We start from the raw sequence: 26,369 nt of genomic DNA, 5'->3' as shown, positions 1-26,369 counted from the left end.
GGTAATGATCAGATGGCGACGCCGGTGCTCCAGCCAGTGGCTTTGTAGGCTGAGAGCACACTCTCGTCCTCGATGAAGCAGGTCCAGCCGATCTTCGGGGCGTAGAACGACCATCCCGCCTCGATGCGCACGGCGATCTGGCCGGCTTTCCCGACCCACGCGCCGGTAGGATTAGCCGCCACAATGTAGCGATCGCCGTTGGCGGGCGTGGCCGGTGGCGTGGCTTGAGCGCGCGACTTCACCGACAACTGCAGGACGGCATCGAGCAGCTTCAGGTTCGCATCCATCCCCGCGTTCCAGCCCGATTCGCGGGCGGTCCACCCGTAATTCACGCCCAGGTTCGGGCCAATCAGTGCAGCCATCTCATTCTCCGTAGGTTGCCCCGTAAAACATGCCGTAGCCACGGCACTCGGGGATGTCGATCTGCTGGGCCTGCCAGCTGGTGTACCCGTCGCGCACCGCCTCGACCTTGACGGTCAGTTTTTCGTTCGGTCGATTCAGGCCGCTCTCGGAAATCTCGGCGGCCATCGGATAGGTCCAACTCGTGCCGGTCAGCCCCGTTTCGATGTGCTTGAGCGTCCCCGCCTCGCCATAGATCCGCACGGTGTAGGTCGTCCCGGGTTCCGGCCCGATGTTGGATTCGGATTGCGTCACCAGATAGGCGGTCTGCAGCACCCGGCTGCGGTGCGCCCAGCTGACCGTCACCTCCCCGGTGATGTAGCTCACGCTGTAGTCGAGGTTGTTGACCCGGAGCTTGCCGGGCGGATAGGGCCGGATCTGCCTTTTGGCGAACGTGTAGCTGATCGTCGGCGCCGACGCCTCTGCCAAGACGCCCATCCCGGTGGCAGGCAGCACCTTGGCCTGCACCGTCTCTCCACTCAGGTACTGGCTCGTGTTGTAGAACTGCCCGCCCTCGATGAAGTACAGCCGCGCACCCGCTGAATGCTTCGCCGGCACTGTGTCCAACACGCCCCGATCCACTGTGACCGTGCCGGCAGCCACATTGACCGCTTTCACGGCGACCAGCTCGCTGCCGACCTGCGCGTAGGTATTGAGCGTGACCAGATCCAGATCGACCCCGTAGAGCACGTTCAGCACCGTGTTGGTTTGTCCGATGTCGTTTGCCAGCACACAGGACGGGATGAAATCACCGACACCGATCTTCTCGAAGACCGCCGATCCCTGCCGGGTCAACACCGCGTAGTTGATCGCCGCATCGGAGGGGCGCACCGCTGACACGGACAGGAACCCGCCATTCGGATCGATTTCGGCCTGAGCGGCGGCCGACTCGCCCGTCATCTCATGAACAATTGTCCAGTACGGCAGTTCGCTCAACGACACGAAGTTCGCGGCGATGGGCGCTTGCCGGGGATCGACCCAGCCACTCTCGGCGGGCGCCAGGTAAACGGCATCGGGCAGGCCGAACACATCCTCGACGCAGGTGATCCGCACTCGGCCATCGGCCAGTGTCCCGTAACTGATCTGCGCCACCCGCAAGATCAACTGCTCGATCCGCAGCTCGGGCCAGGAGAATCTGAACACGTCACCGATGTTGAGGCAGGCGGCGGTGCGGTTGGCCACCAGCGTGATCTTCGCCAGGGTGGAGGACAGTTGCCGCAGATCCCGCATGGCCAGGCGCGCAGCCAGCGCGCCATTGGCCGCGCCCTCGTAGCTGACCTTGGCGTCCTTGATTTCGCCCAGGGATCGCTCGATGCCGGCGATGTCCTGCACCGAGATCGAGACGCTCTTGTCAGTCGTACGGTCGTGATAGGACAGCGTGACCTGATTGACCAGCTCCTCGGGCAAGGTGCGCTCGAAGGACTCCAGCCGGATCACGTTGGTCTGGTTCAGCTCCAGCAGCGTTGCCGGGTCGTAGTCATCGCGGGTCAATTTGAGCGTGAACAGCCCAGTGCGTGGGCTCACATAAATCGAGCCGTCGATGTGCTGCAGGATGCGCTCGATGAAAGCCTCGATGTCCTGCTGCTGGTCCCACAGGATCGACAGGCCGAAGCTCTCGGCGTAGAGCGTGTCGGCGGCAGCGCGAAACGACGCATCGTCGATCTCGGCCGAGCTGTAGCCCCGGCCCCAGGTGCGGTCGGTCAGGCACTCGTAGATGATGTGCGCCGGGTTCATGTCGCCGGCGATGGCCGCCTTGTCCGAGTACCACTGCGGCGAGCCGTCGGATCGCCGGATGATCCGCGTGAGCTCGGCGCTCCAGGGCTTGATATAGGGGTTCATCGCCGACAGTTGCAGCTGACGCAGCACCAGCGACACCACGCCCCGGAAAGCCGGTACGTTGGCGCCCAGCTTGGACACCAGATAGTCGTTCTGGCCGTCCGAGGCGTTGCCCATCACCAGATCCACGGCACCGACGATGCCGCCTTCGCGCTCGTCGCCGCCGAACAGGTTCGGCTGATCGATGGCGATCCGTCCGCTGGACGTCAACGACCCCGACCACGCTGTGCGCTCGCCGACCACGATCCTGTTGAGCGAATCGACCGGGCCGTGGCACAGCGCCAGATGCATCCCCGCGTAGTAGCGGTAGCCGACCGTGACGCTCTTGCTGCCTTTGCCGCCGCCGCTCATGCCTTGGCTCCCTCACTCATTAAAGAATTGGCTTGCTGCTCGACGTACTCGGCCAGCCGGATGGCCATCGCATCCCCGGTGGCCCGCAGCCAGCCGGTGGTCACGCCTTGTTGCCGAAAATCATCGAAGGTCACGCCGTCACGCGGAAACCATCGGCGCAGACCGGCGTTGCAGTAACCGAGCGCCTTGGCATCGAGATGGGTAGCAATACGGGGGGCGCTCATTTCTTGCCGCCCCCCTTGGTCTTGATCGGCGTTGTCCTCACATCGCCGAACCACACGCAGTTCGGCTGCTTGATCGTGCGCGTACCGAATAGCACCGGGATCGGGCTGTCGGTCGCGGCAAGCGGTGCATCGACATCGCCGGGTTGCGGCGTCGTGGTCTTGGGTTTCGGGGCGAGCAGCGACGACAGAACCGTCGTGATCACCCACACGATCAGGTATTGCCACATGGAACATCCTCAAACGATGGCGTCCCCGGTAAAGGGGTTCTTCACCGGGATGTAGGGAAAGCCGCCGTAGTTCAGCTGGTTGCCGAACTTGGCGGCGCAGGTCGTGAGCGTGTGGTCGCAGCCCGGATAGGCCTCGAACGCATCGCCGGCTTTTAAGCCTGGGATCGGCGCCGAGAGGGTCACCGCACCGCCGGAACTGGCGACGATCATTCGCTGCGCCCCGGCGGACATCAGCCGGCCGCCGACGAACCAGGCAATCGGCTTGGGCAGGAAGACCGAGGCGGTCACCTCCAGCCCCGCCACGCTCTCGACGATGCCGGCGGTCTTGTAGTCGGCCGCGTTGACCTTGCAGCCGCCGTGGTACAGCGGGTGGCGGCAGTTGATCTGGTAGTTCGCCCGCCGCCCCGAACGCTTGAGCGTCGTAAAAATCGGCTCGCAGCGCATCTGCACCGTCACACCGCCGAACACCACCGACACGACCCGCCCCTTCCACCAAGTGATGAATTCCGTACCGGGGTCGGTCAGGTGCTGGCGAAAGATGGTGAGTGACAGCACGCCATCGGGCGGGGTCACGATGAAGGACTGCACCACGCCAATGTCGAGCGCTGCTTCGAGATTGAGCATCGCGCGGCCGAACTCCTGCGTCTGCTCGATCTCCGAGCGCCGGATCGGTGCCGGAATGTACTGCTCGCCGTTGTAGGTCACAGCATCCCGCGCTGACGTGTAGCGCCAGATGGTGGTCCCCAGCGCGAAGCGATACAACTCGACCGGCTGGCCGGCATGGAGGCTGTTTTCTTGGTTCTGATAGGTCATCCGTTGATGCTCCGAATAGGCAAAGTCACCCGAACCACACGATCCGTTTCGAAGAAAAATTCCACGGCATCGCTCTCCAGTCGGGCCAGTTCCAGGAAACAGACGATCCGGAAATCAGACGGCGTACAGGCGACGCCCAGAGCGGCGTCGATCCGCATCCGTTCCACCACCCCGTCCACGAACTCGAACGCGGTGATCTGCCGCAGATACCAAGTGCCGTTGTTGTGCAGGAACGCGACGTCCTGGCGACCGGGCATGGCCTGGTAGTAGGTGGCGAAGCCCCGGCCCTGGACCAGAATTTCCGTGGCATCCAGGGCGAAGGGCTGGGCGACCTCGAGACCACGCTCCCACGTCGGCACCCAGAAAGGCACCTGACGACCTGCACGGGCCGCGAGCCAGCCTCGCATCGCAGTGAGCCGGGTGCGGTCTGGCAGCAGGTACTGGTGGCGGCGCACGATAAAGGGCCGGTTCGGGCTGTCGATCACCGCAGGCGTACCGGTCTCAACGTCGAACACATCGGCGAGTCGCTGATAGTCGATGCTGACGTCCTCGACCCGGTTTGGATGCAGCAGCAGCGTGTCGTAGCCTCGGTACTGAATCGGTGAACTCGTCGCCGCCACTGGCGAAGCTAGGTCCTCCAGCTCGAAGCGCAGTTTGGCCTGGGAGATCGCCGCCGTTGGCCGGGTCACGGTCTGCTGGGCGGGTAACCGTCCCAGCCGGGCCGGGGCGATCCAGGAGCCTGCGGGCCAGTTCCCCAAGGCCGGGCGCTTGAGCGTGATCGTCCCGGCGGTCAGGGACAGGACTTCCAGTGCCTCGCTGGCGCCAGCGCTTGAGCCGACGATAGCCAATCCGCCGGCGTGGTAATCCAGATCCGTCGTGCTCACGGCCAGCACCGTGTCGCCGGGATGGATGGCGGCCGCGAGCCAGGCCTTGTCGGTCCACACCGGCACGGCATAGACGCGCGACTGCCAGACGTTCATCAAGAGATCAAGCTGCCCGCCGTTGCCGTACTCCAGCACGTCGAACTCGAACGAGCGCCGGGGATCGGTCCGCAGCCGCACCCGCTGCTCACCACCGTCACGCATCGTCAGCACGTCGGTGAGCCATTCCAGCCGTTCGGTGAAGCCGCCTTGCCAATCGTGCAGCAGGCCCATGACCAGCACGCGGCCATAGCTGATCGCCAGATCCCGTGTGCCGCCGGCCGAGAAATGCAGCGTCAGCAGCGTATCGACGAAGCTTGGGCCATCGAGTGTGGCCGTGACCTCGTAGAAGATGTCCTCCAGCCCCCGCAGCCTCGTGGGCGGGAAGAACCCCAGGGACAGGCCCTCGGTGTCGCCATCCAGCTGGAAGATCGTCACCGGGTCGGGATAAGCGTTCCAGATCTCGACGGTCTTGGTACTGGGGATCACCAGGTTGCCGAACTCGATCCGGGAAGGCTGTAGGTAGATCCGGTAGTAGTAGTCGTCCGAGAAGGCGCCGCAATGCGCGCCCGCCCGAGTGATCAGGGCCTCGGGCGACGGCTGGCCGCTGGTGATGACGCCCACGGCAACGACGATGGCCGCAACGACCGTGGTCGGCGCGTAATACGCGGGACGGCCGTTGTCCCACAGCAGGTTCATCCCGGCGGCCGCTGCGCCGCCCAGGATGGCCGATGAGAAGGCTCCGGCGAAGTCGGGCATTTACATCACCTTGCGGTAGGCCAGGCCGTAGTCGTAGCTGATCGGTTCCGCCCCGGGCGTGTAGGCCTTGTTCCACAGCGGGAAGATCTTCCACACGTCGGTGCCGAGGATCAGTTCGTCGCCCGGGTTGAAGTTCGAGATGTTCAGGAAGCGCACATCGGGGAACTCGCCGAGCAGCGTCCAAGTGCCGACGTAGGGCGTGCGATTGACGCCCACGTAGCAGGGCAGCATCGGCGCCAGGCCGTTGTAGCTTTGCGGGGAGCAGTGGTAGGCCAGATCGTGCGCCAGGGTGTTGAGGGAGTTCTGGGTCCCGGACCCGATATAGCCCGCGCGGTTGTTGGTCGCATTGGCGTAGCTTGAGCACCCGTAGGCGTCCAACTGTTCCGTCGTGTACGAGCCGGTCGAGATCAGCCGCCAACCGACCGTCCAACCATCGATGTCGGCTCTGACATAACTACCCGGATAACCGTTCGATGCAAGCGATGCCCTCGACGGTCCCAAGCCGTTCGCACCGAAAGGAATCATGTGATTTGAAGTGTTGAACGCATTGGGCGTCGTCGTGAACGACTCGATGGGGCAGCCTGCGGTCAGGTACTGCCCTCCGGCAAAAGCGCCGTACTTGTTGATGAAACCGAACGACAGGTGTCGAAAACGCCCTGGCATCTCCTCAATCACCACATGGATGAAGTCTCCGCTCGAGAACAGGTGGTAGGCGTAGAGCGAGGTGGCCATCGGGCCGACCATCACGAACTTTCGATTGTTGGTCTGCAGGTTGGCGGCGGTGCCAGCGACGAAGCCGTCGCACGCCCAGGCCTCCAGGCAGGCATAGGTGCCGTTGACGCCGTTCTTGTAGAGCTTTTTGTTGACTGCGAACAGCTGGTAGGACACGCCGTTCTTGGACAACACGACCCGGTTCGCCGTCAGGCTGGTTTCCGACTGATTCCGGTACGCATCAGAGCCGCTGACCGAGGAAATCATCGACGTCGTGCCGGCGTGGGTCGCACCACCAGTCGATCCATAGGTCGGAAACGTCAGCGTGAAGGTGTCGGTGGCGTTTGCCGTCCAGCCATTGGCGACCGCGAAGTTCTTGATGGCGGTCAGCAGTGTGTTGATGTCCGCCGACGCGCCAGTGATGTAAGCCATTGAATCGCCTCGAGCAAGTTCTCAGTTCAGTTGAATGGCGGCAAAGCGCGCCGCATTGGTGGAAGTCGCCGCCTGGACGACCAAATGGACTTTGCCGGCCACCGTCACGGTGTCGCCAGCGGCCACCCCGAAGCCGGGCACGGCGAACACGCCTTGCAGCTCGCCCCAGACGTTGAAGGGACGGGAGGTTCCGCAGTCATAGAGGATGGCCGGCAGCAGCGGACTGGCGCCGTTCGGCAACTGCGTGAGGTTGCCCATGTCGTAGCGCCCTACGCTGTTCCTCCTGGTCTCCTGCGACATTGCCCAGGGCCAGGCGCGACCGGTGTAGCTCGTATCGAAGCGGTTGGTGCCGACCCAGCCGCCGCTCGGCTGCAGGATAGCTGCGCTGTAGCTGCCGTACTCACCATCGTTGCGCCAGAACGCGCTGCCCGCGATATCGAGATCCGAACTTTGATAGTTGTCGCCGCGCGAGGTGTTGGCGCCGATGAAGAGCGGATACGGGTACTGCGACGGCGTGCCGTAGGGCAGGAAAAACCCGGCGTACAGCGCCCCCCAGTAGGCCGAGGATTTCGCCACGACGATGAAGCGGCGGCCGTTGGCGACGAACCAGTAACTGATCGCGCTGTTGAACACCGGCATTCTCGGCAAGATGCCGAGCGAACCGGCCCCCGAGAGCAAACTGCCTGGTTGGCCTTCCGGGGTGCTGATCGAGACGGCGCTTTGCCACGATTGCGAGCCGAGAACCCGGATGGAATACGCGGGTGCAGCCGCGTCGGCGAACAGACAGACCTGCACATAGATCGCATCGCCTGCCGAGGAGCCTGGGCCGCGCAGCTCCACCAGATCGCGTTTGGCGTCAAGCGCGAAGGTGTCGCGACGCAGCAACGTCCAGGCTTCGCCCCCGGCGACCAGGGTTGCATCGGCGGTCAGAAAGGTGATCAGTTTGTTAAAGAGGTCGGCGGCATTGGTTGCCGTTCCGGAAGTCCATGCCATGTTCAGCGTCCCAGAATGTTGCGCACCGACGCGGCGTTGCGCTGGATGAGGTTCATCACCGTGCGCTCGCCGGCGCTGCTGTTGAGGTAATCGGCCGCCATCGCCGGGTCGATGACGTTGACGATGCGGATATTCTGGCCCGGGGCCGGCTGCGCCGGGGCTTCGGGTACCAGGCCTCCAGCGGCAAAGGCCAAGCGCCCGCCAGCCACACGAGGTCCGGCAGACAAGCCGTTGATGGCGTCCAGAAAAGACACACCGAGCCGGCTCACCGCACGGGCATTGACCACATACTCGCCGTGCGAGAGCCGCGCCGGGATCGAATCGCTGGTCGAGGTGCCGGGACCGGTCACGTAGCCCCCCGACGCAAAGCCGAAGAACGACGAGATCAGCGCGCCAAGCCCTCCAGCACTGCCTGCCGCGCCACCCCCCATCAGGCTGCCGAACAAGGCTTCGGCCAGCTTCTGCGAGGCGATCCGGTTGATCGTCTGCAGCACGGATCGACCGAAATCCGCGAACGCCTCCTTGGCCGACTTGGCGCCGCTGCCGATGTCCTGGAACAGTTGCGCGAAACCGTCCTGCACCGCACCGTCGATGGCCATCGCCACGTCGTCGACCACCAGCTTCACCTGCGCGATTTCATTTTTCCACGCTTGTACCCGGGCGACGGCATCCGGGCCGATGGCTGTGGCGCTCGCCTCCAACTGCGGCAGCAGTGCATCAAGTGATTGGCCGGTCTGTCGGTGCAGCGAGAGGATCTGCTGGCGGGCCTGAGATTCCGAGAGCAGCCCCGATTGGCGCTGCAGGTTGATCGACTCCTCGGAGGCACGCATCCGCGAGAGCGCATCGTTGAACTGTCGCTCGTAGTCAGCCAGATCGGCCGCCGCCGCTTTGACGTCGATCAGCCTCCCGACGGTGGCCGCGCCCTCGGTGTCACCCTCGGCGCGCAGCCGCGCGATCAGGCTCTGGTACTGGCGCTCGATGGCCGTGCGGCGATCCTGGCTGGTTGCGGTACCGGTGAGATCGAGCAATTCGTCGCGAACCTTGGCGAGTTCCTCGCGCAACTCGCGCTCAGCCTGGACCGCTTTGCGGGCATTGGCGACCTCGACGTCGGCGCGCTTGTTGTTGAGGACCGTGAGATCCGCTTCGAGCTTGGCGACCTCGGACTTCGCTTTGATGCGAGTGGGTTCGTCCTTGCCGGTTTTTTGTAGACGTTGCTGCTCGATGAGTGACACCTGTGCGCGGCGGATTTCCGCATCGATCTCCTGCTGCTCGATCCGGGTCTTGGCCGCGTAGTAGTCCTTCAGCGAGATCAGCCGGTCTTCGAGCGCCGCATCCAATTCCCGCGCCTGGCGATCCAGTGCGTCCTTGAGGATCTTGAATTCCGCCTCGGCCTGCGCCTGTACCAGGGCCAGCTTGGCGGCCTCGACACCCTTGTCGGGCGTCGGCGTGCCCGGTGGTTGCGGGCGACCGAATACGCCGGGCTGGGTTTGCTCAGGTCGGATGCGACCGGCGATGGCCTGAGCAGCTTCCCCGACGTAGTCGCGCGTGACGGCGTCCCGCACGGTCCCCGCCAGTTCTTTGCCGAAGTCGCGCATCTCGCCAAGTCGGCGGCCGAGGACGGCACGCAGCGACTGCATCGAGAAGTCGCCGCTGAAGGCAGCGGCTACGTCCTGACCCAAGGCCTGCGCCAGATCGCCGATGTCGGAGAATGCGTTTCGGAAACGCTCGACCAGGAAGGCCGCCGTGATCCCGGCGACACTGCCGACCGCGTTGAACGCGCCAATGACGCCATTGACCATCGTGCGGATCGCCGTGCTGATGGTTTTGAGTGCGCCGAGCATCACCTCGCGCACGCGGGCCCAGGAGAGGTCGTTGGCACCGACCAGCCGCCCCAGGGCGCTGATGACTTCGCCCACCTTCTCGACCACCAGATCCCAGGTGGCGACAACGATCTGCTTGATCGATGCGGTCTTGCCACCGAAATCGACCACGGCGTCGCGCGCCGAATAGAGCCCGCCCGCCAATAGCGTCACTGAAGTCACGATCAAGCCAATGGGGCCACCCAGGAGCGCCAGCACCCCACGCAACAGCCCTGCCGCACGCCCCAGCAGCGATGTGGACGCGACGGCCTGGGTCACGGCACTGCTGGCGGCGCTGGCTTGCAGCCGGGCCTTGGCCGCGTCGGTGACCAGAGCGCTGGTGGCGAGGCCTTGCGTCCGCGCCTGGGCCAGGGCGGCGTCGGCCACGCGCACCCGCGCCAGCGCCTCAGCTTCGAGCGTGCGCAGGTTGGCCAGCCGCGCCACCGCCTCCGCGCGGGCGGCGGCAATGCTGGTTGTAAAGGCACCTGCCATCCGGCCGAAAGCCGCGACCAGCACGACGCCGGCCAGATCGATCAGAAGTTCCAGATGCTGGGCGACGAGCTGGATAGCTTGCGCAAGGCCTGCCGTGAGGCCCGAATTGGAATCGCGCTCGCCGAATGCACGCTGAAAGGCATTCTTGAGACGGGTGAGCGCGCCCGAGACCGTATCGGGCAGGCTCGCGTATTCCTCGGCCAGACGCGCCCTCTCCTTGAGCAAAGCATCGAGCACCGCTTCCGAGGTGATCTTGCCTTCTTGCGCCAGGGCCCGCAGCGCGCCCAGCGGCACGCCCATCCCGTCGGCAATGGCCTGCGCCAGACGCGGCGTCTGCTCGATGACCGAGTTGAATTCCTCGCCGCGCAGTTGTCCCGAAGCGAAGGCCTGGCCCAACTGCAATAGCGCCCCGGCCGCGGCCTCGCTGGAGGTGCCGGAGAGCGATACGGCCTGTCCGATGGCATCGGTCGCCGCCAGCACATCCGCCTGCGAACGACCCAGCGCCTGCACCGAGGGCGCCAGCCGCGCGTAAAGCGTGACGGTCTCTGCCAGCGGCGCGCGGTTGCGCTGCGCGATCTCGAACAACGCCGCGTCGGCGCGGGTGAACTCCTCCTGGGACGCGACAGCGAGCTTGAGCCGGGCCTGCAGGTTCTTGTACTGGTCGGCAACTTCCACCAGTTCGCGCACGCCCAGCCCGACCCCGATGGCCCCACCGATGCGGGACAGGACGGCGCCGACCTGACTGGCTTGGTCGCGCAATTGCGACAGACTGCCATTAATCGACTGGAAGGCCCGTCGCGTCTCATCGACTGCGGTGATGAGGATCTGGGCACGGTTGTTCGCCATCGTTCAAACCTTCGACATTACCTTGCGGATGGCCGCCGTCAGGCGGGGAAGCTCGACCCGCACCGCACGGTTGAGGTCGAAGCGTTTTCTCAAGCTCACGCGCCGCACCAGCACGGCGATGGGAATCTCCTGGCCGCGCCGCAGGCGCTTTGCGCCGCTGCGTTCGCGCTCGGCGCGGCGAAAGCGCGTGAGCGGCCGGGCGTTCTCGGCAAGGTTCTCGGCCATCAGGATCTGCTGGCCGTTCTTCTCGATGAACCAGGCGTTCCCGGATCGCATCAGCGCATCGATCACCCGGGCGAAGGCCTTGTGCCCGATGCGCCGGTGTTGAGGCAACAGCGGGATCAGCATCCGCCCCCGGATCGTTCCGCCTTGCTCGTGGATGCCCAGCCACGGCACCTTCGAGCCGAGGTAGAGGGCCGGGAACTCATTGGTTTTGCGGTCGAACACCTTGGCGTGCATGGAGCGCAGGAACTTGGGGCTGGCCGTCCGGAAGCTGGCGCGCATCTCACCGCGGACCTGTTCGGCCATATCCTTGCCGCTGTCACGCATCGCGCGGGCAACTGCCGCGCGGATCGCCTTGTGGCTATCGGCCTGCCAGGCGTTGAAGCGACGACGATCCAGCAAGCCCTCAGCGACCAGATCGATCTTCATCGCGCATTCCCTGATGGAGTTCGGCCTGCAACTGACGGATGCCGTCGCGGCTGCCTTGGGCGGCGGCAGTCATAACCGCCAACTGGATGGAGAGACGCTCGTATTCGAGACGGTCGTCGGCCGACAGGAAGGCGTTCACCTGGCCCAGCGTGTATCCCAGGATGTCCGGGTAGCGGTGACCGCTGCGGATCAGGCGGGCGACGGCGTCGATCCAGCCGACAGACCTTTCTTTTGTCCGTTCAGGCTCTGCGCCAGATCGCCGACCTTCGGCGCGACCCGGCGCACGAAAAAATCGGCATTCACCTCGAACACGGCAGCGGCCAACGTGATCGCATCGTCGAGCGCCAGGGCGTTCACCCATTCGCGCGGCTGACGGCTGACGATCGCCAGCGCAGCCAGCAAAGCGTCGCCGTGATCACAGAGCAAGGCGAGCCAGTCCGGTTCGCCAGTTAGCTGCTCGGCAAAAGGCCGCACGGCCTTGAGCATCGCCGGCAGTTCGCCGACCACCAGTGGGCTGATGGTAAGGCGCTGCCCGGCCATTTCCATTAGCCGAGCCTGCGGCACGAGCACATCGAGATCGGAAGGGGTCATTGGCAGCTCCTTCACAGCAGCACGATGCGGCCGAACTGGCCGAGATCACCGGCGGCCGGCTTGAGCGTGTCGGCCAGTACCTGCCCGGAGAGCTCGAACTTGAGCAACTCCTCGGTGATGATCGACAGCTCCTTGGCCGGATTGATCGCCACGCGGTACAGGTCGATCACCACTTCGCGGTTGCTGTCGGCGGTGTTCAAGCCCTCGAAACGCACCCAGCGTTCGGGCAGCGGCTGGGTGAACAGCGCCGTCGATTGGGCCGCGCCATAGGCGTAGTCGACCTTGAACGGCTCCACAAAGGGGCCGCCCGCTGTCTTATCGGTGATCGACAGCGAGCCGTGCTTGGCGTTGAGGTGGTACTGGCCCGCCGGCAGCGTCTTTGGGGTGGCCGTGGAATCCTTGACCACCACCGACGAGACGTTCTGCTTGGCGAGCAGGTACAGACTACCCACAGTGACCGGGTTGGGCAGCGCCTCGGCGGTGACCGTTCCGCTGACCTGGTCGGTGGTCGTGCCGTACAACGCCAACCCCAAGTTCACGGCGATCAGTTCTTCCAGCGTGCAGGCGAATTCGCCTTTCTTGGTCTTGATCAACTGCAGGTCGGTCAGGCGCTGGCCGCTGGTCGATTCTTGGTGCTCCAGAGTTTCGACCGACAGCGACACCTTGAGCTCCGGCACGTTGCCGACAAAGTTCAGCCCTTGCGGGTTGCCGGCGGTGTCGCGGGCGCCGATGTAGACACGGCCTTGTCCAGAGAAATACGGCATGGTCAGTCTCCTTTACGAACGGGGGTGGCGAGCTTCGGGGCGGCGTCGGCCACTGCGACCTCCTGGGCGACGGCGTGGTCGATCAGCCATCGTGCGGTGGCCTCGTCGACATCCAGGTACGCGCCGGGGGCATAGCGCACTCCGGCGTGGGTGTGGGGTTTCATCAGTTCAAGCGTCATTAAGGTCATCCTGTCTGGGTGAGGTCTTGGGCATTGGTGCGGTAACGGATCTCGTAGCGGGCAGGCAACGCGACGGCGCCGGCATCGGCGTCCTCGGCATCCCATTCGCCATCGATCTCCCGGATCGCGAGCGCGAGGCCGGTGACGTTGGCATCGGTCATCAATGCAGCATGTGCGGCCACGATCAGCCGGTCCGCGACGTCGAAGGCCTCCTCGCCACGCGCCACCGCGACGCAGCGAATCGTCAGTGTTCGGTCGACGCGGTTGTTGGCGTGCGCGGTGATGGCGTCGCCTTCGGTGAACATCAAGAGCGCGGGTCCGGTATCGCGCGCAACCGGTGTTGTTGGGTGGCGCAGCACCGGCACGGGCGCGACGGCGTTGCTCAGGCGTGCGGCAACCGCCCGCAAGATCTGCTCGCGGATCGAATTCATGCCGAGTCCCTCAGAGTCGCGTGAGGTCGGCGCGTCGCTCGCTGCCGTCGCCGATGCTGCGGATATCGCGGACGCGGTAGCTGTGGGCTCCGATCGTCACGGTCTGCCCTGCTGCCAGGCTCGGCTGTGTCGAGGCCGGGAAGCGGATCGTGTAGTCGGCGGACAGGGCCAGCCCGTCGAGTACGGTCTCGTCTGGCGAACGGAAATCGACAGCGACAGTGTGGCCATCGATTTCCGCATCCACCAGCAAGCCAGACCGCCCAGCGGCGTCGTAGAAGTCTTCGATGCGCACCATCACACCGTCAGCTTCACGAGCACACCTGGGCGGTGGCACATGGGCAGCGGGTTGGACTGGGTATGCAGGTCAGTACCCCGATCGAACTTGCGCGGCTCCTGCTTCGCATACAGCGTCTGCCCGATGGTGTTGACCGTCTCGTTGAAGTCAGCTGGCGCGAAGTAGGTACCGAAGGTATCCACCGTGCCCAGCGGGAAGGCATGGGCCTCGCCAGCCGCAATGAAGCGACGGGTGGTGCCGGTGGGATCGGTGGCCTGCCCGCGATACTCCTCGAAGGTGATGCCGGCGTAGGTGAAGCCACGGCGCACGTCGTTGATCAGGATGGCACCCTGCTGCCAGTTCTCGAACGCTTTCTCGACCTTGGCATGGCCCGTCAGCGCGGAGAAGAACTCGGGCGAACACAGGCAGTGCACACCGCTCATGAATTCGCCCTTGAGGTTGTCCTCGATCGCGGCCAGGGTTGCGAGGCATTTCGCCTTCACATTCGTGCCGGCGTTGCCGAGATCGAAGGCGATGGTCTGCGGCGTGATGTCAAACTCGTCGAACAGGTCGTACAGCACGGAACCATCGGCATCCAGGATGACGCCCTTGAGCGCACCCATACGCAGGTGCTCTAGCGTGATCGCATGCTTGTTGCGCATGGTCTCCAGGTGGCGCGCGATGACGCCTGCGACGGCTTCCGTTTCAGTCTCCGAACCAAAGGCGCGGATGCCCTGAACCTCTTCCGGGAGGACGACATCGTCATGCGGGATGTGGGGGATCACGAACGAACGCAAGGTGCGTTTGCCGCGCACACCGACCGTGCCCGGGGCGCCCGGCGGTAAGGTCGGCAGCAGGTTCAGTACGCCGTTCATCTCCTCGACGATGACCTGTCGCTGGCGCACCGGCTTGGCCGGCATCAAACCGAGATCCTCGATGCGGCCATAACGGTTGGGAAGAATGTTGATGGCCGCCGTGAGCGCCGCCATCGAGAACGCGGGATTGGTAAAAGGGTTCTGCATGGTTGTCTCCTAATTCAGGCGGCGGTTCGGACGAGGACGCCACGCGCTTCGATCTGAGCGATCGCAGTGGCCTTCTCGGTAGGGGTGATGGCGACCGGCCACACCAGGGCATGGCTGGCGACGATGGCGTGGCGGGAGATCAGCAGCGCGTCTTCCCGGTCGATCAGGGTCGCGTCCACGTCAGCGGCGAGCACGCCGACCGCGTTCTCAGTGCCATCGGTGGCGGCCGGGTCGAGCGCTTTCAGCTTGCCGGTCGTACTGTCGCGGCCGACGATGGCGCCGAGCTGCAGGTTTTGACCGGCAGCAACCGTGGCCAGGTCGCGTGAATAGAGATTCGGCGCCTCGTACTTGAGGAGATCACCGAGGTTGTTGGTTTCCTGAATGGCAGACATGGCTTACTCCTTCGTGGCGAGTTTCTTGACGGCGGCAACGACCGGGCTGCTCTCCGGCTGCACGGTGGTTCCCGCATCGGCGGTGATGCGTGAGGCAATCTCCGGCTGTTCAGCGCGAGCTTCGAGCAGTGCGCGGCGGACTTGGGCCTCGTTCATCCCGGATGCGAGGAATTCCGCCGTGCGCTGTGGCGTGCCTGCGATCAGGCAGATCTCGGCAATGGCTTGTGCCTCGATCCGGCCGTTGGCGTGCGCACCGACGAGCGATGCAGACACGGGCGGGGTGGTGGGATCATGCGCTGGGGTGTCTGCCGGGTCTGGCGTGACCTCCGGCTCGGATTCGTCCAGACGGGGCTGCTGTTCGTGATCGGTCATGGTTTTCTCCAAATGAGACTGTTGTTGGCTGGAAATCTGCGGGGGTGCGTTCCGTGAAGCAAGCGAGGCACGGGCGAGCGGGCCGCGCTTCGCGGCGCCCGTACTGGGTGTCGCCAGCCGGCGTTGCGCATCCAGTGCGTTGGAGAACTCGATCAGGACCTGATCGAAACTCATCACCGCGTCAGCCAGGCCTGCCGTCACAGCAGCCTCGCCGAAGAGCAGGCTGGCTTCGGTCGCCCGCACGGCATCGCTGTCAAGAGCTCGCATTTGCGCGACCTGGCTGACGAAGATTCCGTAGAGCCGATCCACTTCCGCCTGCAGGGTGGAAGCCGCCTGTGGCGACAGCGGCGCGTGGGGAGAAAAGTCGTTCTTGTGGTGGCCGGCGTAGATCGCAGTGAAGTCGACGCCGTCCTTGGCATCCTTGACGGACTGGTCGACGTGCAGCGCAATGACACCGATGGAGCCCACACCTGCGGTTTGCGACAGGGTCAGGCGCGATGCGGCGGCTGCAATCGCGTAAGCCGCCGAATACGCCGAGTCGTTGGCATGCGCCCACACCGGCTTGATGTCGTTGGCGGCGCGAATCCGCTCGGCCAGCTCAAACACGCCTCCCGCTTCGCCGCCGGGCGAATCTAGGTCGAGCAGGATGCCGCTGACCTGTGGGTCCGCCAGCGCGGCGTCGATGCGTGCCGCAATTTCCCCATAGGAGGTCAGGCCAGACGCCGCCTCCAGTCCCATCGCCCGTCGTACCAGGGTGCCGTGCACGGGAATGATCGCGATGCCGGGCTGCCCGACCGCAGTGCCGGCTTTCGAAGTGGGAAGCGGGACGGCAGCATCGATCTCGGGCAATCCGATGCGCGGGCCGAGGACGGACAGGATCACGTCCAGTTTCGAACGCGCAATGAGAAGCGGCGTCCCGTAGAGACGGGACGCCAGGTGTACGAGCTGCATATCAGTTGTCCTGGGGTTCTTGCGGCGGAGCCGGAGTGGCGGTCGCCGAGGCGTTGACGGGCGATTTGTCGTGGCGCGGGTCGGAGTCGAAGACCAGCCCCAGCTCATCGGCCCGCTGGTTGTCGGACGCGATCTCGCGGTCGATGTCTTCGGCGTCGTAGCCGAAGGCGGAAATGGCTTCGGAGCGCGAAAGCAACCCGGCACGGATTGCGGTGAGCATCGCGTCGAACTCCTTCTTCGGATCAACCCACTGCCAGCCCTGCGGAATCCATTTGGCGGCCAGGTATTCCCGTTTGCGTCCGACGAAGCCCGGGAGATCGAGTGCACCTTCGAGCGCAGCCTGTTCCATCCAGGCGCGCCAGATCGGGCGGCAGAGCTGGTGGACGATCACGCCATGCTGGATCGCTTCGCAGCGGCGGCGAAACTCCAGCAATCCGGCGCGGATCGACGAGTAGTTCACCTGCGTCAGATCGCCGGTGAGCATCTCGTAAGTGATGCCCATCGCGGCGGCGACGGCCCGGAACTGCATGCGCAGGAACTCGGCATAACTGGCTCCGACGTCAGCCGGTTGGCTGAACTTCACGTCCTCACCAGGCTCCAGCAGCTGCAAGGTCCCGGGTTCCAGTCCTGCCAGGGACACGCCGTTGGCGTCCGTCAGCCCTTCGCCGATGAGGTTGTCCTCGGGCGCCAGGCGGGTGATGAAGCCCGCGAACATCGCCGCCGTCTTTTTGCGCACCAGTTCGGCGTCGTCGTACTGGTCCAGCTCATTGAGTTTGACCAGCGCCCGCGCCAACCACGGCTCGCCCCGGATCTGGCCAGGACGCAGCGGACGGAACAGGTGGATGATCTCGGAGGCAGCCACGCGCACAGTGTCCATGCCACCCGTGCCGGACATTGGCGCCAATGCGCCATCACCGGGGTGCGAGCGATACAGGTGGTAGGCGACGCGGCGGCCGAGCCGATCGAACTCGATGCCGGCCCGTACCACGTTGCCGGAAGGTAGCTCCAGGTTCATCGTCGTGGGCAAGTGTTCGGGTTCCAGCAGCTGGAGCTGGAGACCAACCGCCAGACCGTCTTCGGGTCGGCGATAGCGCAGCCGCACCAGCGCCTCCCCGCCTTCCAGCATTGCCCGGCAGGCGAGTGCTTGCAGGCCGTAGAAGTCGGTCAAGCCGGCTGCATCGGCATCGCTGCACCAGTCCCACCACAGGGCGTGAATGGCTTCCCGCAGTGTGTTGTCCGCGAGCATCGACTGCGGCTTGATGCCCGTGCCGATCGCGTTGGCGACGAAGGCCTCCACGCTGGCGGCCGCCCAAGCGTTGCGTCGCACCAGGTCGCGGCTTTTGGCGCGGAGCTCGTTCTGGGTGAAGGCCAGCGCGGCAACGGCACCAGGATTTCCGACCTGCCAGGCAATCGCTCGCCGACCACCGCCGATACCGTCGTAAGTCGGCGACGGGCCGCCAAACATGCCGCGCCGAAGTTTGGAGAACCAGCTCATCAGGTGGCCTTCCGGGTCGTGACGCGCAACTGACGGACGAGGCTTTTCCCTGAATTTCGGGCGATCTCTGTATCGACAGTTCGAATGGCGACCTGCAACTCTTCGACTGAGCGGTACTCAATCGTTTTGTCGCCGAAGCTCACACGGCGCTCGCCAGTGGCCAGCGCACGCTTCAACGCGTCGAGCTCAGTAGTGGTGTAAGTCATCGTGTCCTCATCGGCACATCTGTCAGCTGAGCCAGCGGCTCCTAATCACTCGTCGCCCGGTGCTGCGGGGCGCAGAAACAGCGAGGCCACCGCGTTGGGTGGCCTCGTTGATCGATTCAGTAGGTGTTTCAAGGGCTGGCGGACTGGCCAGCCCCAGTTGTCGCTCCAGTTCCCGCCAGTGACGTTCCTCGAAGCGATCCAGACCCGCCGCCGATGCAGCCGCGCGGGCGTAGACGTAGCAGTCGAGCGCCTCATTGCGCTCACGCATCTTTTGCCACTCACGCACCGGGAAGCCGTTGCGGTCGCGGCGGGTGATCAGTTGCTCGGCGCACAGCTGCTGAATGAACTCGGCGTCGATCTTGGGCAGATGGACGAACCCAGCCGGGAACACCGTGGCCAATCCGTCCTCGCCAACATCTGCGCTCTTGCGCAGGTTGTTGTAGAACTCGAGCTTGGCGATGCTGACCGCCACTGTGTACACCTTGACGCCCCGGCGCAGCTTCTTCCCGCCCTGCGAGACATCGATGGCCGTCGGCGAGCCGATCAGTGCGGCACCGCGCGGTACGCCCTTGACCGCCATCACGCGCGGATCGTGGCAGGCTCGCACGAAGGCGTAAGCCTCCTGCGTGGCAAAGCCGGTGTCCAGCGCGAAGCGCGCCAGTGGCATCGCCACCCCCGAGGCGTGCGTCCAGTTCTCGGCCAGCATCGCGGCCAGCGCCTTCCACACTGTGTCCCGTGCGGTATCGCCCATCAGGACTCGGTGCTCGACCAGCCACGACTCCTTGCCACGCCCGAAGGCCCAGACCGACGCCTCGATACGATCTTTCTGCACGTCGGCCGCACCGACCAAGAGCAGACCGCCTTGCGGCACCGTGCCGACGCGGTAGTCCTCTCTGCGCTCGACCAGTCGTTGCCAGTCCGGGGCTTCGCCCTCCTCGACCCAGGTTTCACCCAGCTCGGTGTTCTTGAAGGTCTTGATGGCAGCGGCCGATCCCGACTCTTTACTGACGGCGGCTTCCCACGCAGCGGCGATCTCACGCCACGAACGCCAGCCCACCGGGCTGTATAGCGACGACAGGTGGAAGCCTGCCGTCTTGCCCGTGCCATCGGTGATCATCGCGCGCCACTCGCCGTGCTCCAGCATCCACGTTTTGTGGTGCTCGGCAATCGCGGTGTCACACGACTCGCAGATGTAGGCAGCGGTCTCCGGTTGCCCTTTGTCCCAGCGGAGCTGCTCGAAACGCAGCCACTGACGGTGGGAGCAATGCGGACACGGCACGAAGTAGCGACGTTGGTCACTGGCCTCGTACTCGCGCTCGATAGCCGATGCCCCTGAAATCGTCGGAGTCGAGACGATGAAGATCTTGCGCCGCGCGAACGTGCGTGTACGTGCCTCTGCCAGCGAGATCGCGTCCCCTTCACCCTCGACGTCCAACGGATAACCGTCGACCTCGTCGAGGAACAGATACCGCACCGGCATCGAGCGCAGCCCGACCGCGCTGTTGGCTCCAGTCATCACCAGCACGCCACCCCGGAACTCCTTGGCCAGGATGGTGTTGCCGGAATCCCGGCTGCGCGCCGGTGCAATCAGTTCAGCCAGTGCGGACGACTCCTCGATCAGCGGATTGATCCGCTGCTTGGAGTTGCGCTTGGCCATCTCCACTGTTGGCCACACCGCCATCATTGGACCGGGTGCGTGATGGATCACATAGCCGATCCAGTTCGATCCCATCTCGGTCGCGCCAAGCTGTGCCGCTTTCATGAACACCACACGCTCGACCGGCGAGGTCGGCGACAGGCAATCCATGATGGCCTTCAGGTACGGCGTGCGGCTGGTACGCCAGCACCCGGGTTCGGCAGACGCCTTGCTGGAAAGCGTCCGGTGGCGATCCGACCATTCGGACACGGTGAGCAGCGGGTCGGGCGTCAGTCCTTCACGCCACGCGCGTTCGATCTCGGCAGCGCCTTCGTAGTCCATGACCATCAATCCACCCTTGGGCGCATCTCGCCCAGTTCCTGCAGGTGCTCACGCACCGCCGCCTCCAGGGCGATGTGCATCGTGTGCGGATCGACGCCGAGCTTGGCTGCCATCTGTGCCGAGATGCGCGCAGGCCAGTTGAGCCACGCATCGCGTTCGGAGCGTGCCAGCTTGAAAACGTGGGCGATGGCCTGTGGCCGATCCACCAGTTCGCCCTTGAGGCGGGCCAGACGCACCTTGTTGGTTTGCGCCTTGACCACTTCGTTGACCGTGCGCGCTTGAAGGAGCGATGTGCCACCAGCGGGTAAGGCAGCCGGCCCGTCGCCGCCGCCCTCCGGCACGGCGACTTTCGGGGCCTTGGCGCGCGTTCCGGCCTTGGGAGCCTCCGAATTGCGCGCCCACTCGCGATCCGCGCGGTCGGCGTCGATGGTGCCGTCAGCCTCCGGCGTGATACGACCGGCACGGATCGCCTTGTGTACGGCGGTGTCGGTGACCCCACGGTGGCGGGCGTAAGCGCGAATCGAGATACCCATCTGCCCCTTCAATTCTTGGTTCGTCACTCCTTCGGAATCAGCTTGGCTTCCATCGGGGACAGCGCGTTCATACGGATGTCAGCACGAACAACCAAAGGAGAACGCGATGAACAAGACCATCAGCCAACCCACCAAGAAAGGCGACCAGGTCGCCTACTACAACGCCAAGGGCCAACGCAGGGTCGGCGTGGTGCAAGGCTGGCGGGACGGCAAGGTCGTCGTCCTGCACAGGGCCGGGTACACGGAGCTCGTTCCGGAAGCTGACCTCTACCTCCTCGATTGAACGCCGGGAGCCAAGCAGGAAGCGCTTGGCTTCATTCCCGAACAGCGCGTTCATCACGTCAACCGATCAACGACCCCGAAGGAGCAGCAAATGACCACCACCCAACTGACCCCGGCCCAGCACGCGATCCTGGCCTACGCCCTTGAGCACACCAACGGCAAGATCGACTGGTTCCCCGCCAACATCAAAGGCGGCGCCCGCAAGAAGGTGCTCGACGGCTTGTTCAACCGGGCCCTGATCACCACCAATGGCACGGACTGGTTCGTGGCCGCCGAGGGCTACGACGCGATGGGTCGTGCTCGCCCCGCAGCAGAGCCCGCCGTAGCGTCCCTGGGGGCTGACCCGGAGATCGAGGCCGCCGTGACGGCCGCCGAGGCCGAGTGGGCTCGGGACAAGATCACGGCGCAAGCCAAGCCGCGCACCCGCGAAAACAGCAAGCAGGCTGAAGTCATCCGGATGCTGCAGCGCGCGGAGGGTGCAACGGTGCAGCAGATCTGCGAAACCACTGGCTGGCAGGCACACACGGTACGCGGCACCTTTGCCGGGGCCTTCAAGAAGAAGTTAGGCCTGGCCATCGTCTCGGACAAGGTACCAGGTGGCGTGCGGGTGTACCGAATAATTCAATCTTGAAAAATCGGTAGGTCGACGCCATATCGGGTTTTCACGGACTACCAATGAGGGCGACACAATGAACAGTCAAGATTTCGACAAATGCCGGCAGTTTCTGGAAGAACATCTGTCGAAAAACATAGGTAACAAGGATCTCCTTGCCGTCTACCAGAAGTTAATCGAACTCAAAAGCCAGTACGACACAGCGACTGACAAGGCACTTATTGAGAAGGAAATTCGCGAGGCCGAATTGAATACTCAGTTCCGGACTTCGGCATACACAAACGATACGGATCTGAACAAAGCGGTCCACCGCAACAATACAGATTTCAACATGGCCTGGAATGCTCAGCAGGCAGAGAATCACCGTCACTACCAGACGACTCAGGCAAATGTCTTTAACCAAGCCATGGGCAATGGGTATCAGCCTTGGTCGCAACCAGGACAAGGACAACTGCCCCAGCAGCCTGGATCTTACTGACCCCGATTAGATCCCAGGTGGCTTGAAACGACATCGAATAGCACACCATCCGCCTCGCGGGTGGCCTGCTTGCCGGTGAAGTCCTCCCACCGGCGCACGATCACATCCACGTACTTCGGGTCGAGTTCGATCAGCCGCGCGACACGGCCTGACTTTTCGGCCGCAATCAGCGTTGTGCCAGAACCACCGAACGGATCGAGCACCACGTTGCCCGGGCGGCTCGAATTGCGGATCGCCCGCTCGACCAGCTCGACCGGTTTCATGGTCGGATGCAGATCGTTCTTCTGCGGCTTCTTGATGCTCCAGACGTCACCCTGGTCGCGGTCGCCACACCAGTGGCGCTGTGCGCCCTCGGGCCATCCGTAGAGGATCGGCTCGTACTGGCGCTGGTAGTCGGCGCGCCCCAAGGTGAAAGTGTTCTTGGCCCAGATGATGAAGGTCGACCATTTGCCTCCGGCGGAGCGGAAGGCGGCCTGCAGCACATCCAGCTCGCTGGATGACATCGCCACATAGATGCCGCCCCGGCAGTTCGCCACGGTGGGCGTCAATGCTGCCAACAGGAAGTCGTAGAAGCCATCGCCCAAGTTGTCGTTGAGGATTGCGCGATCCTTGCCGCGCATCTTGTCCTTGGCACTGTTGGCGTAGTTCACGTTGTACGGCGGGTCGGTGAAGACCATGTCTGCCACGTCGCCTTGCATCAGCCGGGCATAGCTCTCTGCCACGGTCGAGTCGCCGCACAGCAGTCGGTGCTGGCCCATGATCCAGACATCGCCCGGGCGCGATATTGGAATTTCGCCAACCTCCGGTACCGCATCCTCATCGGTCTGTCCCTCATTGTCCGGCTCGTCGCCCGCGATCAGTTCGGCCAGCGCGTCGGCGTCAAAGCCGGTGATGTCCAGATCGAAACCTTCGAGTTGCAAGGCTTCCAGTTCGATCCGGAGCATCGCATCGTCCCAGCCCGCGTTCTCCGCGATGCGGTTGTCTGCGATCACCAGAGCTCGGCGTTGGGTTGGCGTCAAATGGTCGAGGACGACCACCGGTACCCGTTCCAGACCCAACTTCTGGGCGGCGGCGAGACGACCGTGGCCAGCGACGATGATGCCGTCGCTGCCCGCCAGGATCGGATTGGTGAATCCGAACTCCGCGATGCTGGCGGCGATCTGCGCCACCTGTTCATCCGAGTGCGTCCGCGCGTTGCGGACATAGGGCAGCAGTTTGGCTGTCGGCCACTGCTCAATCTTGTCTGCCAACCAGTTCATGCCAACACCTCGGCATCGAGGGTGGTGGTGCGATCCGCTGCCACCTGCTCGAAGGACTGACCCGTGGCGATCAAGGTGATCGGCACGCCGGGGTGGTTTTGCTGGAAGCGTTTGATTGCGACGTCCACGTACTCCGGCGCGATTTCCACACTGCGGCAGATGCGGCCCGTTCGCTCGGCAGCCAGCATCGTTGTGCCGCTGCCGCCAAAGGGTTCGAACACGATGTCGCCCGCATCCGTATAGGCCTCGATGACGAACACCGGCAGCGCCACCGGAAACACGGCCGGGTGGTCGATGTCCTGGCCGATCTTGCCCTTGTGGCGCATCACGCGGATCACCGAGTCGGGGATGCGGGTGTCCTGCGTCGGCTGACCCTTGTGCGTCCAGCCGCCCACCTCGCCATCCTTGCCGCGCATGGCGGTGGACGACCCGTCGGCGCGCAGGTGGGATTCCTGGCCTGCGTGCTTGCAGGGGACGATCTTGTTCGGCTTGCGGCTCTCCCGGTTGAAGTGGAAGACGAACTCGAAGCTCGGCGCGAAGCGGCCTGCCCAGTCGCCGGGCATCCCCGGCCCCTGATCCCAGACGTACCACGCAAAGCGCCGCCAGCCCTGCTGGCGCATCCAAGATAGCCAAGCGTCCCAATACGGGATCACCTCGTTGTCGCGGTGGATCAGGCCCAGGTTGACCAGCACCTGACCGTCGCCTGCCATCGGCAGATGCGCGAACACGCCACGCATCAGGCCATCCCAATCGGAGATGCCACCCGAGGTGTAGTCGCGCTGGTTGCCGTAGGGCGGCGAGGTGAAACACAGGCGAGAGAGGTCACCCTGCATCAGCGCAGCGACCACGTTCCGGTCGGTGGCGTCGCCACAGATCAGGCGGTGCGGGCCAATCGCCCAGACATCGCCCGGCCGGGACACCGCCACGACGGGCGCGTCTGGCACGTCGTCAGCCGCGTCAGGCTCGTCGGCTTCGGACTCGGATTCATCATCTGCGACGGCCACCGCACTGGTGAGCAGAGCCTCGATCTCGGCTTCCTCGAAGCCGGTCAGAGCGAGGTCGTATCCCGCGTCGGACAACTCGGCCAGCTCAAGGGCCAGCATCTCTTCGTCCCAGCCTGCATCCAGTGCCAGTCGGTTGTCGGCAATCACCAGTGCCCGCTTTTGCGCGACGGTCAGGTGGGCCAGTTCGATCACCGGCACCTGATCCAGGCCGAGTTTGCGCGCAGCGGCCAAACGCCCGTGTCCGGCGATGATGCCGTTGTCGCCGTCGACCAGGATCGGATTCGTCCAGCCGTACTCGACGATGCTGGCCGCGATCTTGGCGATCTGGCTTTCGGCGTGCGTGCGCGGATTGCGGGCGTAGGGAATCAGCGCCTCGACCTTGCGGTACTCGACGTTGAGCGTATTCAAAGATGGTGTCCCGAAAATAGAAAACCCGCCGACGACAACCGTGGGCGGGTTTTGGAGTTGGTGCGAACGTACCGGGTGCGAACTGCGAACCGTGCGAACCTTGGTTCGCACCCTGACGCTAAAAAAGCGTCGCGCTCGCGCCCCCCGCATTGCTTCCTGGCCAGGAAGGACCCGTCGCAACAGGTCATGGCCATCGCGGGCCGGAAACGACGAAGGCCACAGATCGCTCCGTGGCCTTCACTCACCCAATGCTCGCAAGATTAGCCGTAATACTAGCGAAAAAACCTCAGGATGTTGCGCGCCAAAAAGTGGCTGAAACCCGCATCGTTCCGCAGGATTCCGAACGGCGTCGCGATTTTTCGCAACTACACGCAACGTCAGTGGCAGTTGACCGCATCTCCATGTCTATTCGCCGTCCGCAGTTGCTCGACGACCACCACCAATGCCTTCTGCCAACGGCGCCAGGCGGTCGTGCGGTCGCAGCCAAAGCGGCAGCAGACCTCCTTCCATGGGTAGCGCTGTGCCCGCATCCAGACGAGGTGGCGCTGTTCCTCCTCCAGCCATTGCACCCAACGCATCGTCTCCATCATCCGGTCGATGGCAGCCGGGTCGGGAGGAAAGCGGTAGACCGGCGGCTCCGCGCCGAGGTTTTCCCATGGCATGCGTTTGATCGCCGGCCAGCAGTTGAAGTAGCCCTGCACGCGAACCGGAGGAAGGCGGTGGGCGGTTCTTGCGGCCTCGATGAACCGGTCGGCCACGGTTTCGATCGTCCATTCAGCCATGTCGACGCTCCTTCGCCCCGTACAGCCGATCGCCGATCCGGCGCAGCAGTTCGCGTTCGACCCAGTCGAGCCGTGCGTCGTCGGGCGAGATCACCAGGATCTGCTGGTCGCGCCAGCCCTCACGCTTGATCTGCTCCGGATCGGGGCGCGGATCGGGTTGCAGTCGAGCCAGGGCACAGCGGTAGGCGGGAGTCGGAACCTTCATCTCACACCTCCAGCGTCTCGATGGCCCAGTGCAACAGCGCAATGGCATCGGCTTCGTTATCGTCAGCCGGTGCGTGGCCACGCAACCGGGCGGCGCTGATCATCTGATCCTTGTTCGCGTTGCCCTTGCCGGTGGCGTGCTTCTTGATCGTACCCACCGAGACGCCTTGGTACGGGATCTGGTGGTGCTCGCACCATGCGGTGAGGTGGGCCATGAAGCCGCCGTAGGCGTGGGCTGCATCGACCCCGGCGTGGCGGCGCACCTCCTCGAAGTACACGGCGTCGATGCCGTCGCAGGACTGCTTGATCTCGGTGAGCCAGCGTTTGAATCGCAGGTAGCGCATGCCGCCACCCTCGAAGCGTTGCGGCTTGAAGGATTCCGATCCGCTGGTCACTGCGCCATCTCGGTCGCGCAGCGCCCAGCCTGTCTGGGTGCCGAGATCCAGTGCCAGGATCGAGGGCATGGATGGCCGCCGATGATCTGATCCGGGGTGGCCGGCAAGCCCCCTACGTAGGGTGGAGGGACCTTCGGGTCCCTCTCCTACGTAGTAGGAAGGGGAGTTTTCGCCAACTGGAGAACGCGAGAAAGTCCAGCAACCACGCGGGTTTGCGCCAGTTGGCAAGTTGGCAGTGTTGCC

31 protein-coding genes are annotated in these 26,369 nt (G+C 64.4%); 3 read left to right on the top strand and 28 right to left on the bottom strand.

Annotated elements, in window-relative coordinates:
* Positions 1–8 precede the first annotated feature (8 nt).
* Genes QMY55_RS07840 through QMY55_RS07730 form a run of 23 tightly spaced genes read right to left on the bottom strand, consistent with a single transcriptional unit; the run spans position 9 to position 20,701 of the window.
* Positions 9–362 carry a DUF2793 domain-containing protein gene (locus tag QMY55_RS07840; protein ID WP_095558432.1) on the bottom strand — a complete coding sequence of 118 codons (354 nt, stop codon included), beginning with the start codon at positions 360–362 and terminating at the stop codon, positions 9–11.
* 1 nt (position 363) lies between these two features.
* On the bottom strand, positions 364–2,586 hold the full coding sequence (locus QMY55_RS07835) for a phage tail protein (RefSeq protein WP_283488069.1): 2,223 nt from the start codon (positions 2,584–2,586) through the stop codon (positions 364–366).
* A complete protein-coding gene (locus QMY55_RS07830) occupies positions 2,583–2,810 on the bottom strand; it encodes a hypothetical protein (RefSeq protein ID WP_283488068.1) in 228 nt (75 codons plus the stop codon). Before QMY55_RS07830 ends, QMY55_RS07835 begins: the two co-directional genes overlap by 4 nt.
* Positions 2,807–3,037 (bottom strand): hypothetical protein, encoded by a 231-nt coding sequence (locus QMY55_RS07825; RefSeq protein ID WP_105855892.1) that lies wholly within the window; start codon positions 3,035–3,037, stop codon positions 2,807–2,809. The genes QMY55_RS07830 and QMY55_RS07825 overlap by 4 nt, the downstream gene beginning before the upstream one ends.
* 9 nt (positions 3,038–3,046) lie before the next feature.
* Positions 3,047–3,850: a DUF2163 domain-containing protein gene (locus tag QMY55_RS07820; RefSeq protein ID WP_283488067.1), complete on the bottom strand. Its 804-nt coding sequence runs from the start codon at positions 3,848–3,850 to the stop codon at positions 3,047–3,049.
* Positions 3,847–5,529: a hypothetical protein gene (locus QMY55_RS07815; RefSeq protein WP_283488066.1), complete on the bottom strand. Its 1,683-nt coding sequence runs from the start codon at positions 5,527–5,529 to the stop codon at positions 3,847–3,849. Before QMY55_RS07815 ends, QMY55_RS07820 begins: the two co-directional genes overlap by 4 nt.
* Positions 5,530–6,672, bottom strand: coding sequence for a hypothetical protein (locus tag QMY55_RS07810; protein ID WP_283488065.1), 1,143 nt, complete (start codon positions 6,670–6,672; stop codon positions 5,530–5,532).
* A 21-nt stretch (positions 6,673–6,693) separates the two neighbouring features.
* The gene (locus QMY55_RS07805) at positions 6,694–7,665 is read right to left on the bottom strand and encodes a hypothetical protein (RefSeq protein WP_261661812.1); all 972 of its coding nucleotides are present in this window, start codon (positions 7,663–7,665) and stop codon (positions 6,694–6,696) included.
* Between the two features lie 2 nt (positions 7,666–7,667).
* Positions 7,668–10,862 (bottom strand): tape measure protein, encoded by a 3,195-nt coding sequence (locus QMY55_RS07800; RefSeq protein ID WP_283488064.1) that lies wholly within the window; start codon positions 10,860–10,862, stop codon positions 7,668–7,670.
* Between the two features lie 3 nt (positions 10,863–10,865).
* Positions 10,866–11,513: a DUF6441 family protein gene (locus tag QMY55_RS07795; RefSeq protein WP_283488063.1), complete on the bottom strand. Its 648-nt coding sequence runs from the start codon at positions 11,511–11,513 to the stop codon at positions 10,866–10,868.
* On the bottom strand, positions 11,491–11,652 hold the full coding sequence (locus tag QMY55_RS07790; protein WP_197483786.1) for a hypothetical protein: 162 nt from the start codon (positions 11,650–11,652) through the stop codon (positions 11,491–11,493). Before QMY55_RS07790 ends, QMY55_RS07795 begins: the two co-directional genes overlap by 23 nt.
* Positions 11,653–11,702: 50 nt before the next feature.
* Entirely contained in the window at positions 11,703–12,104 is a 402-nt protein-coding gene (locus QMY55_RS07785; protein WP_283488062.1) for a DUF6631 family protein, read from the bottom strand.
* Between the two features lie 11 nt (positions 12,105–12,115).
* Complete coding sequence (locus QMY55_RS07780) at positions 12,116–12,868, bottom strand: phage tail tube protein (protein ID WP_283488061.1); 753 nt, start codon at positions 12,866–12,868, stop codon at positions 12,116–12,118.
* Positions 12,869–12,870: 2 nt separating this feature from the next.
* Positions 12,871–13,047, bottom strand: a complete 177-nt coding sequence (locus QMY55_RS07775) for a DUF7210 family protein (RefSeq protein WP_239901883.1) — start codon at positions 13,045–13,047, stop codon at positions 12,871–12,873.
* A 5-nt stretch (positions 13,048–13,052) separates the two neighbouring features.
* On the bottom strand, positions 13,053–13,478 hold the full coding sequence (locus QMY55_RS07770) for a hypothetical protein (protein ID WP_283488060.1): 426 nt from the start codon (positions 13,476–13,478) through the stop codon (positions 13,053–13,055).
* Positions 13,479–13,488: 10 nt separating this feature from the next.
* Complete coding sequence (locus tag QMY55_RS07765; RefSeq protein WP_261661809.1) at positions 13,489–13,773, bottom strand: head-tail joining protein; 285 nt, start codon at positions 13,771–13,773, stop codon at positions 13,489–13,491.
* A complete protein-coding gene (locus tag QMY55_RS07760) occupies positions 13,773–14,774 on the bottom strand; it encodes a major capsid protein (RefSeq protein WP_261661808.1) in 1,002 nt (333 codons plus the stop codon). The genes QMY55_RS07765 and QMY55_RS07760 overlap by 1 nt, the downstream gene beginning before the upstream one ends.
* Before the next feature lie 14 nt (positions 14,775–14,788).
* Complete coding sequence (locus QMY55_RS07755; RefSeq protein ID WP_239901885.1) at positions 14,789–15,166, bottom strand: head decoration protein; 378 nt, start codon at positions 15,164–15,166, stop codon at positions 14,789–14,791.
* 3 nt (positions 15,167–15,169) lie between these two features.
* Positions 15,170–16,489 carry a S49 family peptidase gene (locus QMY55_RS07750; RefSeq protein ID WP_283488059.1) on the bottom strand — a complete coding sequence of 440 codons (1,320 nt, stop codon included), beginning with the start codon at positions 16,487–16,489 and terminating at the stop codon, positions 15,170–15,172.
* A 1-nt stretch (position 16,490) separates the two neighbouring features.
* Positions 16,491–17,984 (bottom strand): phage portal protein, encoded by a 1,494-nt coding sequence (locus QMY55_RS07745; protein WP_283488058.1) that lies wholly within the window; start codon positions 17,982–17,984, stop codon positions 16,491–16,493.
* Positions 17,984–18,190, bottom strand: coding sequence for a phage head-tail joining protein (locus QMY55_RS07740; RefSeq protein WP_283488057.1), 207 nt, complete (start codon positions 18,188–18,190; stop codon positions 17,984–17,986). The genes QMY55_RS07745 and QMY55_RS07740 overlap by 1 nt, the downstream gene beginning before the upstream one ends.
* 22 nt (positions 18,191–18,212) lie before the next feature.
* A complete protein-coding gene (locus QMY55_RS07735; protein WP_283488056.1) occupies positions 18,213–20,174 on the bottom strand; it encodes a phage terminase large subunit family protein in 1,962 nt (653 codons plus the stop codon).
* Positions 20,174–20,701, bottom strand: coding sequence for an elements of external origin (locus tag QMY55_RS07730; protein ID WP_283488055.1), 528 nt, complete (start codon positions 20,699–20,701; stop codon positions 20,174–20,176). The genes QMY55_RS07735 and QMY55_RS07730 overlap by 1 nt, the downstream gene beginning before the upstream one ends.
* Before the next feature lie 106 nt (positions 20,702–20,807).
* On the opposite strand from QMY55_RS07730, the gene QMY55_RS07725 reads away from it, so the two are divergent.
* The 3 genes from QMY55_RS07725 (at position 20,808) to QMY55_RS07715 (ending at position 22,074) form a co-directional block, all read left to right on the top strand.
* Entirely contained in the window at positions 20,808–20,984 is a 177-nt protein-coding gene (locus tag QMY55_RS07725) for a hypothetical protein (RefSeq protein WP_165572369.1), read from the top strand.
* A 90-nt stretch (positions 20,985–21,074) separates the two neighbouring features.
* Positions 21,075–21,614: a DUF3489 domain-containing protein gene (locus QMY55_RS07720; RefSeq protein WP_283488053.1), complete on the top strand. Its 540-nt coding sequence runs from the start codon at positions 21,075–21,077 to the stop codon at positions 21,612–21,614.
* A 58-nt stretch (positions 21,615–21,672) separates the two neighbouring features.
* Positions 21,673–22,074: a hypothetical protein gene (locus QMY55_RS07715; RefSeq protein ID WP_283488052.1), complete on the top strand. Its 402-nt coding sequence runs from the start codon at positions 21,673–21,675 to the stop codon at positions 22,072–22,074.
* On the opposite strand, the gene QMY55_RS07710 is transcribed toward QMY55_RS07715, so the two are convergent.
* The 5 genes from QMY55_RS07710 to QMY55_RS07690 form a co-directional block, all read right to left on the bottom strand.
* On the bottom strand, positions 22,068–23,333 hold the full coding sequence (locus QMY55_RS07710; protein WP_283488051.1) for a site-specific DNA-methyltransferase: 1,266 nt from the start codon (positions 23,331–23,333) through the stop codon (positions 22,068–22,070). The two genes, QMY55_RS07715 and QMY55_RS07710, sit on opposite strands and share 7 nt — an antisense overlap.
* Positions 23,330–24,745, bottom strand: a complete 1,416-nt coding sequence (locus QMY55_RS07705) for a site-specific DNA-methyltransferase (protein WP_283488050.1) — start codon at positions 24,743–24,745, stop codon at positions 23,330–23,332. Before QMY55_RS07705 ends, QMY55_RS07710 begins: the two co-directional genes overlap by 4 nt.
* A gap of 377 nt (positions 24,746–25,122) precedes the next feature.
* Complete coding sequence (locus QMY55_RS07700; protein WP_283488049.1) at positions 25,123–25,527, bottom strand: DUF6362 family protein; 405 nt, start codon at positions 25,525–25,527, stop codon at positions 25,123–25,125.
* Complete coding sequence (locus tag QMY55_RS07695) at positions 25,520–25,732, bottom strand: hypothetical protein (protein WP_151022104.1); 213 nt, start codon at positions 25,730–25,732, stop codon at positions 25,520–25,522. Before QMY55_RS07695 ends, QMY55_RS07700 begins: the two co-directional genes overlap by 8 nt.
* 1 nt (position 25,733) lies before the next feature.
* Positions 25,734–26,195 carry a crossover junction endodeoxyribonuclease RuvC gene (locus tag QMY55_RS07690; protein WP_151022102.1) on the bottom strand — a complete coding sequence of 154 codons (462 nt, stop codon included), beginning with the start codon at positions 26,193–26,195 and terminating at the stop codon, positions 25,734–25,736.
* Positions 26,196–26,369 lie beyond the last annotated feature (174 nt).

This window comes from Comamonas resistens (genome assembly GCF_030064165.1).
GTDB lineage: Bacteria > Pseudomonadota > Gammaproteobacteria > Burkholderiales > Burkholderiaceae_C > Comamonas > Comamonas resistens.
Note: the sequence above shows the minus strand (reverse complement) of the source record. Positions and strands in the feature narration are given on the sequence as shown.